We start from the raw sequence: 18,696 nt of genomic DNA on the forward strand, positions 1-18,696 counted from the left end.
GGCCGGGGCCGTAGGCCCCGGCCCGCGCCGGCGTTCACCTCGGTCGGTCCCCGGCCGTCAGCGGCATTGGCCGAAGCGCGGACCGCTCACGGTGACGCCCGTCAGTTCGGGGGCGGGGATGTTGCCCTCGCACCTCAAGGAGCCGGTGATGGTGCTGCCGGACACCGTGGTGCCGCCCTCGTTGGACTCGAAGGTGACCGGACCGGTGATCGATCCTCCTTCGCAGAGGGCGACCGGGCCGGTGGTCCCGCGAACGGTCAGCGGGCCGATGACACGCACGCCGCACAGCGACAGCGCGCGGGCGCCGTCGGCGGAGAACGGTCCGGTGACGACGGCGTTCGAGGCCGCCAGCGCGCCGCCGGACTCGATCCGCACCGGGCCGGACTGGCGGGCTCCCGCCGCGAGGCAGAGCGACTCGCCCGCGCTCACCGTCAGCGGGCCCGTGTGGTGTCCCGTCAGGCAGGGGCGGCTGAACCCGACGGTGACGCCGACCGGTTGGGGACTGCCGCTCGCGCCGTACAGCGGGTCGCCCTCGTACCGCGCGGTGATCGCGTGGCTGCCCGGCCGCAGGACCGGCGTGCGCCATACCGCCTGCCCGTCCGTGAGGGGCGCGGTGCCGAGCGGCGCGTCGCCGTCGAGGAAGACGACGCTGCCGGTCGGGGTACCGCCGGCGGAGGCGGTGACCTCCGCGGTGAGGGTGGTGGCGTGTCCGTACAGCGGGGTGGCGGTGTCCGCGGCGAGCGCGAGGGTGGTGTCGTAGCGCCAGGTGAGGAGGGCCCGGCCACTGCCCTGGTTGACGCCGGCGGTCAGCTCCGCTCCGGTGGTGAGGGGGGCGGCGTAGCCGCTGCCGCCGCCTCCTCCGGCGCCCGGCAGGTTGTCGGGGTTGCCTCCCCCGGAGCCTCCGCCGCCGCCGAACCAGCCGCCGCCCCCGCCCCCGCCGCCGTTGCCACCGCGCCCGCCGTTGCCTCCGGCGCCGCCGCTGCCCGGGTTGGGCAGGCCGGTGTTGGGGTCGGTGGCGCCACCGGGGGAACCGGGGCCTCCCAGCCGGGAGTTGGGGCTGCCGGTGCCATGGGCGGTCTGGGTCGCGCCACCGCCGGCGATGCCGGAGCCCTCGGGCCCGGCGGCCTGGCCGCCGGGCTCACCCGCCGGGCCACCGCCGGCGCCGCCGCGCAGTTCGGGCCCGCCGTTTCCGGCGCCGCCGCCCCCTCCGGCGACCAGGATCCGCTCGGTCGGCCCGAAGGCACCGACCCGGAGATCGGAGGCCCCGCCGCCGGAGCCACCTCCCCCGTGCGCGCCGCCTCCGCCCGCGCCGTGGCCGTACCCTCCGGGTCGGGCGTACTCCCCTCGTCTGGAGCTGCCGGGGATGCCCGCGGCGCCCACGGTGAGCTGGAGGACCTGGCCGGGGGTGACGGCCACGGTGGCACGGGTACGGCCCCCGCGACCGCCGGGGGCACCGGTGTTGGGCGGGTTGGGGGTGACGTATCCGGCTGCGCTGCCGCCCTCGGCGCCGAACAGCTCCACGGTCAGGGAGCTGACACCGGCCGGGACGGTGAAGGTGTCGGTGCCCGGTGCGGTCCAGGCGCATCCGGCTCCGGGCTCCGTGGTGACGACACCCGTCGTTCCACAGAGGGGTTCGGCCGCGGCTGCGGTCGCGGTGGGTGGGTGAAGGGCGGCGGCGACGAGCACGGCGGCGCCGGCCAGAACCAGGGCTGGGGTCCGCGCGGTGCGGGATGTGTTCATGTGTCAGTTCTTCTGCCGAGTCGGGAACGGGGGCGTGGGGAGACGACGTACGGGTTCAGATGCCGTCGTCCGCGCACAGCGCCCAGGCGTCGGTGTACGTGTTCGGGGAGCTGCCGCCGCCGGTGTGGGCGTCGGCGGTCCAGTACGCGGCCGTGGTCGTTCCGTCGCCGACGGGCACGGCGCCGGAGGTGCTGGGGTAGCTGCCGTTGAGGTGGTCGCCGACGGAGCCCGGTCCCGTGAAGTCGGTGGTGGTGAGGCTGCCGCCGCTGATCGCGGCGCCACCGCTGACCAGCGTGCCGTCTCCTTCGCCGCAGCCGACGGTCGCCGTCTGCCCGCTGGTGGCGGCGGTGGGACCGCTCACGGAGGTGTGCCGGACGGTGACCGAGACCCCGCCGACGTCGCTGCCGTTGCCGCTGCAGATGGCGTACGCGTACGTGGTGTTGTTGCTGTTGCCCCCGCCGCCGTTCCAGCCGACCGCGCTCCAGGAGTCGGGGTCGGTCTCGCCGTTGGCGGCGGCCTTCTGGCCGAAGCCGTGGGCGGAGTCGTCGAAGGTCGGGAAGGACGCGATCGGCTTGAGGCTGCCGACGCTCGCGGGGGTGATGCGGGCGCCGCCGCCGAGCAGGCGGGTGTTGGCGGGGCAGATGGCGGTGACGAGGCCGACGGTTCCGCTGCTGGTGGGTCCGGCGAGCTTGTTCATCACCACCTGGGTGTGGTTGACGAGGCTGCTGGTGAAGCACATGGCGTACGGGGTGCTGGAGAAGGAGGCGTTGACCGCTCCTCCGCTGCCGCCGATGCCGAGCCAGTGGGTGACGTCGGTGCCGACGACCCCGGCGGAACCGAGGTACTCGGTGCTTCCGTTCGGGCTGGGCACGGTGCCGTTGATCTTGTTGCCGTTGGAGGAGGTGCCGGTGCCGATGGTCTGGCTGATGCCGCCGCCGGAGATCAGGCCGCTCGAGCAGGCGGCATCGGTGGTGATCTCGGCGAACGTGGACGCGGGGCCGGCGGTGGCTCCGGGCGTACGGACCGTGACGCCGACGGAATTGGCGTACGCGACGAACGGGACGGTCACGGCGAGCGTGGCTCCCGCCACGAGGGCGAGAGCGCGGCCCATCGGGCGACGACGACGGGTGAAGACAGGGTGCATGGGATCCATCTCCTCGGATCTCCGCAGGGGGTGCTGCCCAGTGCGGTGGGCGGCAGCTGCGTACCGTAGCAGTGGATTCTCTTCGCATCTATGAGGTGTTTGCGGACTGAGACCTGACATGTGCGAGGTCTTGAGTGGCCGGCCTCGCGGCCCGGCCCTGCGCCGATCCGAAGCACCTGGCCGCCCCCACGACGGCCTGGACGACCGGCTCGGTGCGGTTGGTCCTCAGCCAGGCGAGGGCCGCGGTGGACGGGGGCAGGTGGTCAGCCACTACGACGCCTGGACCAAGCGCACATGGCCGAGTGACTGGGTGTGCGGCAATCGCGCCGGGGCCCCGCTGTACGGCTGCGCCAGTTTCATCTCGGCGTGCCCGGTGATCGGCTGGATCTACACCTCGACGAGCTGGTTCGTGTGCTGGGGCAGGGGCGCCTGGCACAACGGGGGCAACAACACCTGACCGGCGCCTTCCTGTGGGTGCTGGTCTCCGCGTTCGCCGCCGGCCCCGCCCAGGCCGCCTCGGACGCGCCGCGCGAGGGCGGCGGCCACACCATGATCATGCCGCCGGCACCCGAGCGCGCGGGCTCACCGTCGTCGCGGGCGGTGGCGGCCGTCTCCCCGACGGTCTCTCCCTGGGCGGACTACGTGCACACCACGTCGGGCAACCCCGTCGAGTGCCAGGCGGGGAACCTGTGCGTCGGGGTGTGGGACCCGGTGGTGGGGAAGTACAAGGTCTTCTTCCTCTACCGGTGCAGCCTCTACTCCCTGTCCCACTGGAACGGCAGGGGGCCAGGCGGTGAACAACCAGATCGGTGCCGCCGCGTTCTTCTACGGCCAGAACGGCCAGGTACTGGACTTCGTCCTGCCGGAGAACACGCCCTTCATCTACGACTGGACGCCTGTCTGGTCCATCCGTAACTGCTGAGCGGGGAGCGTCGACGGCGTCCGGGAACTCGGGGTTCCGTACGGGGCGTGGTCACCATCCGGTGGCCACGCCCTCGCCGCATGCCGACTCGGCCCGGCCGACGACCCCGTCCCGCTCCTCGGAACCGGGCGTCCATGATGCGGGCAGACGTTTGACCGACTTGTGCGCGCACGGTTATGTTGCGCGCCATGCACCGATCCGCGCTTCTGACGACTCGAGGTCATGTCGACCTGAAGCGTGTGTGCTCCGCCGCGTGTCAGTGGTCCTGAACCACGGCGTGGGCGCGGAGCCCGCTGTCCCTTCTCTGTCCGGGAGTCGACCCCTGGGCGGGACTCCCCTTCCTGCTCTCGCAGCGCCGTCGCGTACCCACTGAAGAGGCGTTCCGGGTGATCACCACCGGACCGCCCCGACGGCACCGGTCTGCCTGTTCGGCCGCCGGCGTCGACCGTCCGCGCCACAGCACAGGACCGGGAAGGCCCCCTCGTGGAGAGTTCACCGCCGACCGCACCTCGACGTTCCGCGCCGCCACGGCGCTCGGACATCCCGCCCGCACCACCGGCCACCCGGCGTGCGTCGGGGGCCGGGGCGGTGATGGGGGCCATCCTCGACCACGGGCCGGTGGCACGCAGCACCGTGGCCCGGTTGACCGGGCTCTCCCCCGCGGCGGTGAGCGGCCACTGTGGTGTGCTGCTGAGCCGCGGTCTGATCCGTGAGGGGCAGGAGACCGCGGGTCCGCGCGGCCTGGGCCGCCCGCATGTCCCTCTGGAGGTCGACGGCGGCCGCTTCCTGGTCGCGGGCGTCCATATCGCCGTCACGCACACGACGTTGTCGCTGATGGATCTGCGCGGTCGGATCGTCGCCGAGGAGCGGCGGCCGCACCGGGCGACGGAACCGGGGCGGGTACTGGGCGATCTGACGCGGCGTCTGCCCGGCCTGGTGGCGGCGCACGGCGCGGGCAGGACCGTGCTCGCCCTGGGGGCGGCGACCGGGCATTGGGTCGATCCCGAGGCCGGCGTGGTGGTGCGGCACCCGCAGCTCGGCTGGCGTGATGTGGCGGTACGCAGTGTGCTCGCCGAGGGGACCGGGCTTCCCGTTCATGTCGACAGCCATGCCCGGGCGTTGGCACGGGCGGAGCAGCTCGTGGGACGGAGCGCCACCCGCGCGAGCGCGGTGCTGCTCTTCGTGGGCGCCGTCGTGGACGCGGCGTTCGTGTCGGGCGGCGCCGTGCATCAGGGGCCGCGCTCGGGAGCGGGGAACGTCGCCCATCTCCCGGTCGGCGCCGCCGGCGACGGCGCCTCGTCGTGCGTGTGCGGTGTCCCGGGGTGCCTCCAGTCCGAGGTGTCGGAGCCCGAGATGGTGCGGCGGGCCGTGGCGGCGGGCCTCTCGGTGTCGTCCTTCCCCGCCTTGCTGGAACGGGCGTTGGCGGGGGACCCGACGGCCGGGGAGCTGTTCCTGCGCCGTGCTCGTCTCGTGGGGCGGGCGGCCGCCGTGCTTCTGGACATGTTCGACCCCGAGGTGCTGATCGTGGTCGAGCCCGGGGCGGGCCGACTGCCCGAGTGCCTCGCCACGCTCCGGGCCGAGGTGGCCGACCGGTCGTGGGTGTGCGACGACCCCGAGCACCGCGTCGTACCCAGCTCGTTCACCGGATCCGTACTGGCGACAGCCGGGCCGGCGGTGGCGCTGGGGGCGCTCTACGACGATCCGCTCGGCCCCTGGCCGGCGCTGCCGGCCGTCTCCTGACCGACGGGGTGCGGGGTCGGCGGCCCCGCACCCGAAGGTCCGACTTAATTCAGCGAGTTGCATTGTTGACCGGGCCGGAGCACGGATCGGAAAATGGATTCATGAGCAGCCAGCGACGGATTCATCGGTTCGTGCCCACCCCGGCACGTCGCTGTCGTCCCCTGCCGCTCTCCGTTCCGGGATCCGGCTGCGCGGACGCATTCCTCGCCGGAAAGAGCTGTTGACGCTCTCCCGCCCCTTCGCATGAATGCGGCCTGATCCACCCCCAGGGACTCACGGCCGATCTCCCGCATCTTCTTTCGCTTCCTTCGCGCGGCCGCTGCTCCCTGCCCTTGTGCGGCCGGCCCGATCCCCATCAACGCTCCATTCCGCCCCGCGCTTCTTCGCCATGGAGGAAATGTGTCCGTCTCCTTGTCCTCGCACCTCGCGACGGACCTCGCCCCCGACCGCTTCAAGCAGGCGTTCCGCGCCTACCCCGCGGGGGTCGTCGTGGTCACCGCCGATTCCGGCCGCGGGCCGGTCGGCTTCACCGCGACCTCCCTCACCTCACTGTCCCTGACTCCTCCGCTCATCTCCTTCGCCGTCGCCACGAAGTCGTCGTCCTGGCCGCACGTCGAACAGGCCCGTACCGCCGTCGTCCACTTCCTCGGGTCCGATCAGGAGCCGCTGGCCAGGAGGTTCGCGACGAGCGGCATCGACCGCTTCGCCGCGCCCACCGCCTGGCGCCGTCTCCCCGAGGGCGAGCCGGTCCTCGCCGGCGTGGCCGGCTGGCTCCGGGTCGGCATCGAGGACCTCGTGCCCGCGGGTGACCACCGGATCGTCGTGGCCCGTGTGCTCGACGCGTGGCAGGAACCGGGGCGGCGCCCCCTGCTCTTCCACGACGGCGGCTACCTCTCCCTCTGACCCACCCCTTGTCCGGCATCCCACTCGCCCTCGCCGGACCGCTTCGGAACAGGATCATTCATGTCACCCACCCCCGCCTATCCCCGTCTGGGTCGAAGAGGCTTTCTCGCGCTCGCCGGTGGTGCGGCCCTCGGCATCGCCGGATGCGCTCCGCCGCCCGATCCCACTACCCGATCCGCCTCCGTCAAAGCCCTTTCCACCGCTCCTCCTCCTCCGAACACCTCGCTTTCCGTCGCCGTACGAACGTCGCGGATTCAGTTCGCCGAGTCGGGCCTGCTGAAAGAACTCCCGTTCAAGGTCTCCGAATGGCCGAACCTCTCCGCGGGTCCGGACATCATCCAGGGATTCCGGGCGCGTTCCATCGACCTGGCGACCAATGCCGGAATTCCGCCGATCCAGGCCCATGCCATCGGGGTGTCGGCCCGCATCGTCGCGGTTCAGCTGCGCCGCAAGCCGACGTACGTCTTCGCCACCGCCCCCGGCTCGCCCATCGCACGGGTGGAGGACTTCCGGGGCAGGAAGGTCGCGTTCTCGCAGGGCCAGGCCCAGGGGGTCGTCGTCCTGCGTGCCCTGAAGAAGGCCGGGATATCTCCCAAGGACGTCCGGCTGGTGGCTCTGCCGAGCACCCAGTTCCTGACCGCCCTGCAGTCGAAGCAGGTCGACGTCGCGCCGCTGGGCGAACCGACGCTGACCAAGTACCTGGCCCAGTACGCGAAGGACGGCGCACGCGACGTCCGTACCGACGTCGTCGACCTGCTGACGGTGTTGTGGGCCCCGTCGGAGGTCCTCGACGATCCCGCGAAGGCGGCGGCGGTCCGTAGCTTCGTCCCGCTGTGGGCGCGGGGTTCGGTGTGGGCGTGGGAGAACACGAACCGCTGGATCGACGCGTACTACGTCAAGGACCAGGGCGTCAGCCGCGAGGACGGCAAGCGGATCGTGGCCTCGCTCAACAAGCCGCACTTCCCGGAGCGTTGGGACGAGGCGATCAGCTGGGAGCAGGAGACCGCCGAGCTGCTGGCCGAGGGCGGCTTCGTGCCCCGGTTCGACGTCGAGCAGCTCTTCGACCGACGTTTCGAAGGTCTGGCGGCGCGGGCCGTCGACGCCCAGTACCGGGAGGGGACATGACCGAGGCGCTGACCCCCGCACGTACCTCCCGGGGAATCGCGGTGGCCGACGGGCCCCGTACGGACGACGTGACCGCGGAGATCGCCCCCGCGAAGACGAGCGGAGGGGGCTCCCCGCCGGGCGCCGGCGACAGGACGGGCAGGAACGGCGGCGGGAGGCGACGACGGCTCGGTCCGGGCCGGCCGGTTGCGTTCGGCCGGCTGCTGGGTCCGGCGTTGCTCATCGCCGCCTGGTGGGGCGCCTCGGCCGCCGGGGTGCTCGACCCGCGGATCCTGTCCGGCCCCGGGAGCGTGGTCTCCACCGCCGTCGAGCTGGTGGCGGACGGCCGGCTCCAGGGGAATGTGCTGATCTCCCTGCAGCGCGCGGGCCTCGGCCTCTTCTTCGGTGTGGTCTCCGGCGTCGCCCTGGCCGTCGTGGCGGGCCTCAGCCGCACGGGCGAGTACCTCGTCGACGGGCCTCTGCAGATCAAGCGGGCCATCCCGTCGCTGGCGATGCTGCCGCTGCTGATCCTCTGGCTCGGCATCGGCGAGGACATGAAGGTCACGGTGATCGCGCTCGGCGTGGCCGTGAACATGTACATCAACACGTACGCCTCGCTGACCGGCATCGACAGCCGCCATGTGGAGCTCGCCGAGGTCCTTCGGCTGAGCCGATGGAGGTTCGTACGGAAGGTCGTGATCCCCGGCTCCCTGCCCGGGTTCTTCGTGGGGCTGCGCCTGGGCGTGACCTCGTCGTGGCTCGGCCTGATCGTCGTCGAGCAGATCAACGCGACCAGCGGCATCGGCTACATGATGTTCCAGGCCCAGCAGTACGCACAGTCCGACGTGATCATCGTGGGTCTTGTGGCGTACGGAGTCTTCGGCTTCGCCTCCGACGCCCTCGTCCGCGCCATCGAGAGGAGGGCCCTCTCGTGGCGACGCACACTGGCGGGCTGACCGAGGCGGTACGACCGCCGAAGCACCCGGCACCACCGGCCGTCCGCACCCGGCGACTCGTCCGCCGGTTCGGGGAGCGGGCCGTGCTCAGGGACGTCGATCTGGACCTGGCGCCCGGCGAGTTCACCGCCCTGCTCGGGCGCAGCGGGTCGGGCAAGTCGACGCTGCTGCGCGCCGTGGCACGGCTGGACCACGGTGTCGAGGGCTCGGGCGAACTCGTCGTACCCGACCGGGTGTCGCTGTCCTTCCAGGACTCGCGCCTGCTGCCCTGGCTGCGTGTGCTGGACAACGTGGTGCTCGGGCTGACCGGCCCCGGCGCCCGGGAGCGGGGACTGACCGCTCTGGAGGAGGTCGGGCTCGCGGGACGCGACCGGTCCTGGCCGCACGAGCTCTCCGGCGGGGAGCAGCAGCGTGCCGCGCTCGCCCGCGCCCTGGTCCACGATCCCGAACTGCTCCTCGCGGACGAGCCGTTCGGCGCGCTCGACGCCCTGACCCGGATCAAGATGCACGGTCTGCTGCGCGAACTCTACGAGCGCCACCGGCCGGCCGTGCTGCTGGTCACCCATGACGTCGACGAAGCCGTCGAGCTGGCCGACCGGGTGCTGGTCCTGGAGGACGGTCTGATCTCGCTGGACATCGCGGTCGATCTGCCCACGCCCCGCAGCCGACGCGACCCCCGGTTCCAGGAGTACCGGGACGCCCTGCTCGCCGCGCTCGGCGTGACGACGCCGTCCGCTCCCCCGCACGACTCCCCGAAGGAGAAGTCCCATGTCCCGCACGCCTGATCGCACGTCGGCCGGCACGCCCGTCCGCAAGCACCTCCACCTCAACGCGTTCCTGATGTCGGTGGGGCACCACGAGGCCGCCTGGCGGCTGCCCGAGAGCCCGGCGCAGGGTGGCACCGACATCGCGCACTACCAGAACCTGGCGAGGATCGCCGAACGCGGCAAATTGGACTCGGTCTTCCTCGCCGACAGCCCGGTCCTCTACGGCGACCCGGGACGGCGGCCTTCGAGCAAGCTGGAGCCGACCGTCCTGCTGACCGCGCTCGCCGCGGTCACCAGCCGGATCGGACTGATCGCGACCGCCTCGACCAGCTACAACGAACCCTTCAACCTCGCTCGGCGCTTCGCCTCGCTGGACCATGTGTCCGGTGGGCGGGCCGGCTGGAACATCGTCACCACGGCGGGCGCCGAGGCGGCCCGCAACTTCGGCCTCGACGACACCCCCCTCCACCACGAACGCTACGTACGCGCGGCCGAGTTCGTCGACGTGGCCACCAAGCTGTGGGACAGCTGGGCGGACGACGCCGTCGTCGGCGACAAGGAGCGCGGTGTGCACGCCCTGGCGGACCGGGTGCGGCGCATCGACCACCGCGGCGCCTACTTCCGCGTCGACGGGCCGCTGAACGTCCAGCGTTCGCCCCAGGGCCATCCGCTGCTCGTCCAGGCCGGATCCAGCGAGGACGGGAAGGAGTTCGCGGCGCGCTACGCGGAGGCTGTGTTCACCGCGCAGCAGACCCTGGAGGACGGCATCGCGTTCTACAAGGACGTCAAGCAGCGCGCGGTGGCCTTCGGCCGCGACCCCGACGGAATCAAGATCCTTCCGGGAATCGTGCCGGTCATCGGCGACACGGAGGCCGAGGCACGGGAGCTGGACGCGGAGCTCGACCGGCTGATCGCACCCGAGTACGCCAAGCGTCAGCTCGCGCAGAAGCTGCGGATCGCGCCGGAGGACCTCGACCTCGACAGCGAGCTGCCCGAGGACATTCCCACCGAGGACGAGATCGAGGGAGCCAAGAGCCGCTACACCCTCATCGTGGATCTCGCCCGCCGCGAGCGCCTGACGGTACGGCAGCTCATCGGGCGGCTCGGCGGCGGCCGCGGACACCGCACCTTCGCCGGGACCGCGGAGCAGGTCGCCGACACGATCGAGCACTGGTACGAGAGCGGGGCGGCGGACGGGTTCAACATCATGCCGGCGGTGCTGCCCTCGGGCCTGGAGCGGTTCGTCGACCGGGTGGTGCCGATCCTCCAGGAGCGCGACCTGTTCCGCACCGAGTACAGCGGCACGACTCTGCGCGCGCACTACGGCCTGGCCCGCCCGGCCAACCGGTTCTTCGACTCGCCGGCGTCCGATGGCGACGCCGCTGTCTCCGCGGCTGCGGACGGCGGTCTCTCCCCCTCCGCGCTGGTGGACGCACGGTGACCGGTTGTCCCCCACGGGCATCGCAGGAGGACACCCCGTCGGGGCCGGTCGCCATCACGGCGGCCGGCCCCGGCGGGCCCCGGCCGGCCGGCTGGGCACGGCGGCTCCTCGGCTACTGCCTGCGTCACCGCCGTGATCTCGCCCTCGCCTACGGTGCCGCGGTCGTCGCCGCCGTGGCCACCGCGGCGCTCCCGCTCGTCCTGCGCCATGTCGTCGATGCCGTCTCCGCGGGGACGGCCCGGTCGCTGACGCCGTGGCTCGCCCTGCTGGTCTCCCTCGGCGCCGTCCGCTTCGGTGCGAGCTTCACCCGGCGCTACCGCTCGGGCCGCGTGTCGCTCGGGGTCCAGTACGACCTGCGCAACGACGCCTTCGCCTCGCTCGTCCGGCTCGGCGGGTCCAAGCAGGACGAGCTGCGCACCGGGCAGGCGGTGAGCCGCTCCATCTCGGACATCACCCTGATCCAGACGCTGCTGCAGTTCCTGCCGAACCTCACGGGCAACGTGCTCATGTTCCTGACCTCCGTGGTCCTCATGGGGCTGCTGTCCCCGCTGCTGACCGCCGTGGCCCTGGTCGTGGGGCCGCTGCTCTGGCTGATCGCGTACCGCAGCCGTCGCGACCTCTTCCCGGCGAACTGGCATGCCCAGCAGGAGGCGGCCGAGGTCGCCTCCGCCGTGGAGGCGACGGTCACCGGTGTGCGCGTGGTGAAGGGGTTCGGTCAGGAAGAGCGGGAGCTGGCGGGGCTGGACGGCCGTGCGCGCCGGCTCTTCGCCTCCCGTATGCGGGTGGTGCGCTACACCAGCCGGTACAACCCCGCGCTGCAGGCCGTACCGGCCCTCGGGCAGGTCGCCGTCCTCGCGCTCGGCGGCTGGATGGCCCTGGACGGCCGCATCTCACTGGGCACGTTCCTCGCCTTCACGACGTACCTCGGCTCGTTCGTCACCCCGGTGCGGCAGCTGGCCACCCTTCTCACCGTCTGGCAGCCCGCCCGCGCGGGCGCCGTCCGCGTCATGGAGGTCATCGACGAGACGCCCGGACTGGCCGAGGCACCAAATCCGGTGAAGCTGCCGCCCGGTCCACCGGCCGTCTCCTGGGAGGACGTCACCTTCGGTTACGGCGACGGGGATCCGCTCCTGCGTGGCTTCTCACTGGACATCCGGCCCGGTGAGACCGTCGCCCTCATCGGCCTCGCGGGCTCCGGGAAGTCGACGGCGGCCGCGCTGCTCCCCCGCTTCTACGACGTGGCCGGCGGCCGCGTCCGGGTCGGCGGCCACGATGTGCGCGAGCTGTCCCTGGACTCCCTGCGCTCCCGGATCGGGTTCGTGTTCGAGGAGTCGCTGCTGCTCTCCGACACCGTACGGGCCAACATCGCGTACGGGCTGCCCGACGCCGGGGACGAGCGGGTCCGTGCGGCCGCCCGCCTCGCCCGCGCCGACGAGTTCATCGAGCGGCTGCCGCACGGGTACGACACGGTCGTCGGCGAACAGGGGCTCACGCTCTCCGGCGGGCAGCGGCAACGGATCGCCCTGGCCAGGGCGCTGCTGTGCGAGCCCGACGTGCTCGTCCTCGACGACGCCACGTCGGCGATCGACACCCGGGTGGAGGCGGAGATCCACGACGCCCTGCGGACGGCGGCGCGGCAGCCGACGACGCTGATCGTGGCGCATCGGCGCTCCACCCTGGAGCTGGCGGACCGGATCGCCGTCCTGGACGCGGGACGGATCGTCGACACCGGGACGCTCGACGAACTGCGGTCCCGCTCGGCGCTGTTGCGCTCCCTGCTGTCCGCTCCGGACCAGACGTCCGGGCCGGTGGAGGACGCCTCCGCCGTCGGCCCCTCCGACTCCCCCGCCGTCACCGACGTCACGGCCGCGCTCTGGCGTCGGGACCTGGACGACGCGTCCGACGACGAGGTCGGCGAGGCCTCGGTCCGTGCCGCTCAGGCGTTCGCGGAGGCGGCGGCGACGTCCGGACCGGGCCGTGGCGCGCCGGGCGGCGGCGGGCTGCTCGGCTCCGCCCCGCCGAACCCCGAGGTGCTCGCCGGGCTCGCCCGGCTTCCGATGCCCAAGGCCGATCCGGGGCTGCCGGTGGAGGTGGCCTCCGCCGCCGAGCCGGACCTCGGCCTGGGGCGGCTGCTGCGCCCCTTCCGCGCTCCGTTGCTGATCGGGCTGCTCCTGGTCGCGCTGGACGCGCTCGCCCAGATCGCCGTACCGGTGCTGGTCAGGCACGGGGTCGACGGCGGGGTGGCGCAGGGCGCCGGAGGCGCTCTGCTGGCGGCCGCGGCCGCCGCCGCCGTCGTGGTGGCGGCCAACTGGGCCGTCGGCGTCCTGCAGGTGCGTACGACGGGCAGGACCGGCGAGCGGCTGCTGTACACGCTGCGGGTCAAGACCTTCGCCCAGCTGCAGCGGCTCGGGCTCGACTACTACGAGCGCGAGCTGGGCGGCCGGATCATGACCCGGATGACCACGGACGTGGACGCCCTGTCCACGTTCATGCAGACGGGACTCATCACGGCCGTGGTCAGCGGGCTGACCGTGGTGGGCGTGCTGGCCGCCCTGCTCGTGATCGACGCGGGCCTCGCCCTCGTCCTCGTCGCAGCGGTCCCGGTGCTGGCCGTCGCGACGGCCGTGTTCCGCCACCACTCCGTGCCCGCCTACCGTGATGCCCGCGAGCGCGTCAGCATCGTCAACGCCGCCCTGCAGGAGAACGTCGCCACGATCCGCGTCACCCAGGCTTTCCGCCGGGAGGATCACAACGCCCGGCACTTCGCGCGGCTCGCGGGCGAGTTCCGGGACTCGCGGCTCCGCGCGCAGCGGTACATGGGCGTCTTCTTCCCGTTCGTGGAGTTCCTCGGCACGCTGTCCGCGGCCACGGTCCTGGCCGTCGGCGCGGGCAGGGTGACGGCCGGGGAGCTCACGGCGGGCACGCTCATCGCGTTCCTGCTGTACGTGGAGCTGTTCTTCGCCCCGATCCAGCAGCTGTCGCAGGTGTTCGACGGCTACCAGCAGGCGGTCATCGGCCTCTCCAGGCTGCGGACCCTCATGCGGACGCCGACCGGCACCCCCGGCGCGGCCCGGCCACGCCGGGTCGACCGGCTGCGCGGCGCCCTCGAGTTCGACGGCGTGTCCTTCGCGTACCCCGGAGGCCGTGAGGTGCTGAGCGACCTGCGGCTGCGGGTCGCTCCGGGAGAGACCGTCGCGCTGGTCGGCACGACGGGAGCGGGGAAGTCCACGGTCGTGAAGCTCCTCGCCCGCTTCTACGATCCGTCCTCGGGTCACGTCCGCGTGGACGGGGACGACCTGCGCGAGCTCGACCTGACGGGCTACCGGCGCCGGCTCGGCGTGGTCCCCCAGGAGCCCCACCTCTTCAGTGGCACCGTGCGTGACGCCATCGCCTACGGGCGTCCCGACGCCGCGGACGCCGATGTCGAGGCGGCGGCGCGGGCCGTCGGCGCGCACGACATGGTCGCGGCGCTGCCCCGGGGCTATCTGCAGCAGGTCGGCGAGCGCGGCAGGAACCTGTCCGCGGGCCAGCGTCAGCTGATCGCCCTGGCACGTGCCGAACTCGTCGATCCCGACGTGCTGTTGCTGGACGAGGCCACGGCCTCGCTCGACCTGGCGACCGAACGGCGGGTGACCGCCGCGACCTCCGCGCTGACCCGTCGTCGTACGACCGTCGTCGTGGCGCACCGGCTCACCACCGCCGCGCGTGCCGACCGTGTCGTGGTCCTCGACGGCGGCAGGATCGCCGAGACGGGCACGCACGAGGAGCTGCTCGCCGCGGACGGTCCCTACCGCCGGCTCTGGGACGCCTTCCGGGACGGCTCGGCACACACCGTACCCACCGATCCACACCCCGCCGATCACCTGATGCAGGAGAGTGCACGATGACGCAGTACCGCAGTCTGGGCCGTACGGGCGTGAAGGTCAGCCCGCTGTGCCTGGGGACGATGATGTTCGGAGAGCGGGGCAACCGCGACCACGAGGACTCGGTGCGCATCATCCGACGGGCCCTCGACGCGGGCATCAACTTCGTCGACACGGCCGACGTCTACTCCGCGGGCGAGTCGGAGACGATCGTCGGCAAGGCGCTGGCCGGTGGCCGCCGGGACGACGTGGTGCTCGCCACCAAGTTCCACGGCAGTCTCGGGGAGGACCCCAACGAGCGGGGCAACTCGCGCCGTTGGATCATCCGGGAGGTCGAGAACAGCCTGCGGCGCCTGGGTACCGACTGGATCGACCTCTACCAGGTCCACCGGCCGGAGCCGGACACCGACTTCGACGAGACGCTCGGCGCCCTCACGGATCTGGTGCGCCAGGGGAAGATCCGCTACATCGGGACGTCGACGTTCGAGCCGTCGGCGATCGTCGAAGGGCAGTGGATCGCCGAACGGAGGGGGCGGGAGCGGGTGGTCGCGGAGCAGCCGCCGTACTCGCTGCTCGCCCGGGGCATCGAACGCGAGGTGCTGCCGGTCGCCCAGCGGTACGGACTCGGTGTGCTCGCCTGGAGCCCGCTGGCGGGCGGCTGGCTGTCCGGCCGCTACCGCAAGGGGGCGGAGCAGCCGCGCTCCAGCCGCGCGGACCGCCAGGCCGAGCGCTTCGACATCGCGTCCCCGGAGAACACGGCGAAGCTCGACGCGGCGGAGGCTCTCGCGCAGCTCGCGGAGGAGGCGGGCCTGACGCTGGTCCAGCTCGCGCTCGCCTTCGTCCTCGAACACCCGGCGGTCACGTCGGCCATCATCGGCCCGCGTACGTTCGAGCAGTTGGAGAGCCAGCTCGGCGCGGACACGGTCCGGCTGAGCCAGGACGTCCTCGACCGGATCGACAAGATCGTGCCCCCGGGCACCAACCTCTCCGCGCGCGACGCGGGCTACGTCCCCCCGTCGCTCACGGAACCGGACCTGCGCCGCCGCGGCCACTGACACCGGCACGGACCGCGCCCGGCGGGGGCGCGGTCCGTACCGGGCAAGCGCGGGGCGCGGTCCGTAACGGAGCGTGCGGTGGGTGCGGTGCGCGACGGAGCGTGCGGTGGGCACCGCCGGCATCGGAGCGTGCGCCGGGCGCGGTCCCGCATCGGGCCTGCGCCGGGCGCCGTTCGCAGCGGGACCAGTGGTGGGCGCCGTCCGCAGCGGGGCCGGCGGTGTCAGGCAGCGCAGTCGTACTGCTCGGCCAGGTTGTCGACGGCCTCGAGAATCACCGTGCGCGAGTCCTTGATCAGGGACGCGTCGTCCCAGTTCCGTCCGACGAGGACGGTGGGCGAGACCTTGAGGGTGACCGTGACGTGCGGAGAGTTCGTCTCCATCTTCGTCGCGCATCCGGCCGGCAGCCGGACCTCGCTCTGTCGCGGGCCCACCCATCCGGACCGGCCGTCCCCGACCGGGACGGCCCCCTTCGCGGGTTCGTCGAGCTCTTCCGCGGGCCGTGCGTCCAGGGTGTACTGAAGCCGCGCTCCGGAGCCCTCGGGGTTCTTGCGCCCGACGAAGCAGATGGTGGAGAAGACGGGATCCGCCGACGTCGTGGCGCCGGTGCCCGAGTCGCCCGATCCGTCCTCGTCGACCTCCACCTCCCCGCCCTTGCCGTCCTGCAGAAGACCCGCGGTCTTCTCCGTGAGCATGCCGAGGCAGAGATTCCGCGCGCGGAGGTCCGTGAGCGGGCTGGGCCAGAGCTGGATCGCGGCGACGACGGCCGCCGCGACGACGAGCACGGCGGGCAGCACGAGATACTTCTTCTTCACCACTACGGCTGGCCCATCTTCATCGCGGCGTCCTGGATGCCGTTCTTGTACCACTGCTCGGCGGTCGGCTGGAGACCGTCCTCGTACTCGCCCGGGCTCGCGTCCAGGTCCCTCTCCGGGTCGAGGCCCTTCTCCGTCGCCATCCTGCGCATCATGGCGTACATCTGCTGCTCACCGTTCTCGAAGTGATCGACCATGTTCTTGCGGGTGTCCGCGTCCACCTTGGCGTTCAGGTCGTTCATGTACGTGGCCGTGCCGACGTCCACGGAGCGCTGGATCGCGTCGCCGACGATCGGAATGGCCGTCAGAGGCGCGCCGATCACGTGGTAGTTCATCATCTTGTTCCAGCCGTTGGCGTCCTTCTGCGCCTGGCCGAGGTCGTAGATGACATCGCCGCGCACGCCGTCGAGGTGGCCGAGCACCGACGACGACTGCTTGACCCAGGCACGCAGCTCGGGGTCTTCCTTGCGGTACGAGCCCTCGGGGAAGCGGTCGAGCCCTTCGGAGATCACCACGGTCTGCGCATGGTGGATGACGCCGAACGCCTTGGGGTCCTCTGCGACGCCGCGTATGAGACGGGTGAGGTCACCCCGCTCGATCTCGAGGTCGTTGAAGTCGGTCGGCCCGTCCATGTTCTTGCCGAGGATCTGGTGCACGTCCGAGGCGTAGTCCCCGATCATGTTGCCCAGGCTCGACCGCATGGATACCGGCACGGCGCTCTGGTTCTTCGACGCGTCCTCGCCCGTGTACTCCTTGACGATCCGCTCGAAGATCGCGGTCTCCGCCCCGTCGTGGTGGGCGGGGACGCCGTGGAGTGGGCTGCCGGGCTCACGGCCGGTGGCCGCGGCTTCCAGGGCGGCGCCGAACTCGGTGCGGGCCGAGGTGCGCTGCGTCTCCTCGGGCATCCTGGACTCGACGTCTCCGCCCGGCCAGTCCCTGTCCTCGAGGAAGTACTCGAGGTTGTCCGTGGTGTTCGGGTCGAAGTAGTGGGTGGCGGCTGAGGGGTTGCGGCTCATCGCGTTCATCAGACCCTTCATCGGGTCCTCCTGCGTGCCCTGCCAGTTCTTCATGTACCCGTCGTAGGCGTCGTCGTCGTTCGTCTCCCACTCACGGATCGTGTCGCCCATCTCCTTGAGGAAGGCCTCGCTGTAGACCGGGTCGCCCTTGTCCTTGTCGTAGGGGGCGGCGTTCTTGTCGTTCGGGTCGTACGCCTTGTCGCCGGCGTCGGCGGCCATCAGGTCGGTGAGATCCTTCAGGCTCGCCGCGCCGCCTCCGATGTGGCCGGGGTGCCGGTCGGAGAGGCCGTTGCCGTCGCGGGCCGTGGTGATGAGCTTGTCGGTCCAGGCCGAGCTGACGCCGCCGGGAGAGCCGATCGTCGAGTCGGGACCGGTGGCGGTGGCGAGCGAGCCGGACAGGGCTTTGTAGAGGCGGGCGTCAGTGCTGGAGAGCTGGCCGTCGCGCCCGCCCGCCTCCAGGCTGCCGGCGAGCAGCAGCACGGCCTCCTGCTGGTCGCGGCCCCGGTAGCCGAGGTTCGTCATCAGCTGCTCGGCGAAGGCCGGGGAGTCCTTGCCGCCCTCGGCCAACGTCAGCAGCCGCTCGCGCTCCTTGTCGTCGAGGTGCTCCCAGCGGGCGTAGAGCTTGGCGGCCTCGCGGCCGTTCTCGGCCTGCCGCTGCTCCTCCGCGCGCATCCTCTTGGCGTCGGCGACGCCGCCGAGGTCGGTGCTGCCGAAGTCGTTGGGGTGGTTCTTGATCAGGGCGCGCAGGCCCCAGGCGCACAGCTCGTCCGCTTCGGCGGCCCGTTGGACGATGCCTTCCAGCTTCTGACGCAGGGCCTCGAACTGCGCCTCCGTGGCGACGGGTTCGGTGCTGTCCTTGGAGCGGCGGTCGGGGTGGACCCGGTGACTGAGCACCCCGTTGGGGTAGATGGTGATTCCCGGCGGCGGGTTCTCATAGGCGGCCTTGAGGTCGTCCTGCGCGGTCTTGAGCAGAGTCTTGGCGTCCTTGAGGAGGTCGCGTACGGACTCGGCCTCGGTGACGGCGTCGCTGAACTCCTTGGCCGTCTTGGTGACGAACTCCTTGGTGACGCCGGCGTTCTCGCCCTTCCAGGTGGACTTGTCGGCCTTGGACTTCATGGCCTTGGCGTCGGTCTGGAGCCCGGTCAGCTTGGTGATCAGCTCGGTCCACTGGGTGGCAGCGGTGTCGAGCGGGCCGAACTTGGCGTTGAGGAGCTGCTCGAAAGTGGGCACGGT

The 18,696-nt window shown here is 72.1% G+C and carries 14 protein-coding genes; 10 read left to right on the forward strand and 4 right to left on the reverse strand.

The annotated features are described in order from the left end of the window. Positions 1-57: 57 nt before the first annotated feature. Both ACFQ7Q_RS28330 and ACFQ7Q_RS28335 read right to left on the reverse strand, forming a co-directional pair. Positions 58-1,740 carry an Ig-like domain-containing protein gene (locus ACFQ7Q_RS28330; RefSeq protein ID WP_383559939.1) on the reverse strand — a complete coding sequence of 561 codons (1,683 nt, stop codon included), beginning with the start codon at positions 1,738-1,740 and terminating at the stop codon, positions 58-60. 55 nt (positions 1,741-1,795) lie between these two features. Beyond that, on the reverse strand, positions 1,796-2,884 hold the full coding sequence (locus ACFQ7Q_RS28335; RefSeq protein WP_383559940.1) for a hypothetical protein: 1,089 nt from the start codon (positions 2,882-2,884) through the stop codon (positions 1,796-1,798). A 259-nt stretch (positions 2,885-3,143) separates the two neighbouring features. Here ACFQ7Q_RS28335 and ACFQ7Q_RS28340 point away from each other — a divergent pair, with 259 nt between their 5' ends. From ACFQ7Q_RS28340 to ACFQ7Q_RS28385, 10 genes are all read left to right on the forward strand, one after another. Next, positions 3,144-3,341, forward strand: coding sequence for a hypothetical protein (locus ACFQ7Q_RS28340; RefSeq protein WP_383559941.1), 198 nt, complete (start codon positions 3,144-3,146; stop codon positions 3,339-3,341). Positions 3,342-3,677: 336 nt separating this feature from the next. Continuing rightward, on the forward strand, positions 3,678-3,806 hold the full coding sequence (locus ACFQ7Q_RS28345) for a hypothetical protein (protein ID WP_383559942.1): 129 nt from the start codon (positions 3,678-3,680) through the stop codon (positions 3,804-3,806). 618 nt (positions 3,807-4,424) lie between these two features. Further along, complete coding sequence (locus ACFQ7Q_RS28350; protein WP_383559944.1) at positions 4,425-5,546, forward strand: ROK family protein; 1,122 nt, start codon at positions 4,425-4,427, stop codon at positions 5,544-5,546. 399 nt (positions 5,547-5,945) lie between these two features. After that, positions 5,946-6,449 (forward strand): flavin reductase family protein, encoded by a 504-nt coding sequence (locus tag ACFQ7Q_RS28355; protein ID WP_383559945.1) that lies wholly within the window; start codon positions 5,946-5,948, stop codon positions 6,447-6,449. Positions 6,450-6,509: 60 nt separating this feature from the next. After that, positions 6,510-7,574, forward strand: coding sequence for an ABC transporter substrate-binding protein (locus tag ACFQ7Q_RS28360; protein WP_383559947.1), 1,065 nt, complete (start codon positions 6,510-6,512; stop codon positions 7,572-7,574). Next, positions 7,571-8,509: an ABC transporter permease gene (locus tag ACFQ7Q_RS28365; protein WP_383559949.1), complete on the forward strand. Its 939-nt coding sequence runs from the start codon at positions 7,571-7,573 to the stop codon at positions 8,507-8,509. The genes ACFQ7Q_RS28360 and ACFQ7Q_RS28365 overlap by 4 nt, the downstream gene beginning before the upstream one ends. Further along, complete coding sequence (locus tag ACFQ7Q_RS28370; RefSeq protein ID WP_383559950.1) at positions 8,485-9,294, forward strand: ABC transporter ATP-binding protein; 810 nt, start codon at positions 8,485-8,487, stop codon at positions 9,292-9,294. Before ACFQ7Q_RS28365 ends, ACFQ7Q_RS28370 begins: the two co-directional genes overlap by 25 nt. After that, positions 9,278-10,717, forward strand: coding sequence for an LLM class flavin-dependent oxidoreductase (locus tag ACFQ7Q_RS28375; protein WP_383559951.1), 1,440 nt, complete (start codon positions 9,278-9,280; stop codon positions 10,715-10,717). Before ACFQ7Q_RS28370 ends, ACFQ7Q_RS28375 begins: the two co-directional genes overlap by 17 nt. After that, the gene (locus ACFQ7Q_RS28380) at positions 10,714-14,604 is read left to right on the forward strand and encodes an ABC transporter ATP-binding protein (RefSeq protein ID WP_383559953.1); all 3,891 of its coding nucleotides are present in this window, start codon (positions 10,714-10,716) and stop codon (positions 14,602-14,604) included. Before ACFQ7Q_RS28375 ends, ACFQ7Q_RS28380 begins: the two co-directional genes overlap by 4 nt. Further along, a complete protein-coding gene (locus ACFQ7Q_RS28385; RefSeq protein WP_383559954.1) occupies positions 14,601-15,635 on the forward strand; it encodes an aldo/keto reductase in 1,035 nt (344 codons plus the stop codon). Before ACFQ7Q_RS28380 ends, ACFQ7Q_RS28385 begins: the two co-directional genes overlap by 4 nt. 221 nt (positions 15,636-15,856) lie before the next feature. Here the strand turns inward: ACFQ7Q_RS28385 and ACFQ7Q_RS28390 are convergent, their stop codons facing one another. Next, positions 15,857-16,450: a hypothetical protein gene (locus ACFQ7Q_RS28390; RefSeq protein ID WP_383559955.1), complete on the reverse strand. Its 594-nt coding sequence runs from the start codon at positions 16,448-16,450 to the stop codon at positions 15,857-15,859. Then, complete coding sequence (locus ACFQ7Q_RS28395) at positions 16,450-18,693, reverse strand: DUF6571 family protein (protein ID WP_383559957.1); 2,244 nt, start codon at positions 18,691-18,693, stop codon at positions 16,450-16,452. Before ACFQ7Q_RS28395 ends, ACFQ7Q_RS28390 begins: the two co-directional genes overlap by 1 nt. Positions 18,694-18,696 lie beyond the last annotated feature (3 nt).

Source organism: Streptomyces sp. NPDC056527 (assembly GCF_042794475.1).
Taxonomy (GTDB): Bacteria; Actinomycetota; Actinomycetes; order Streptomycetales; family Streptomycetaceae; genus Streptomyces.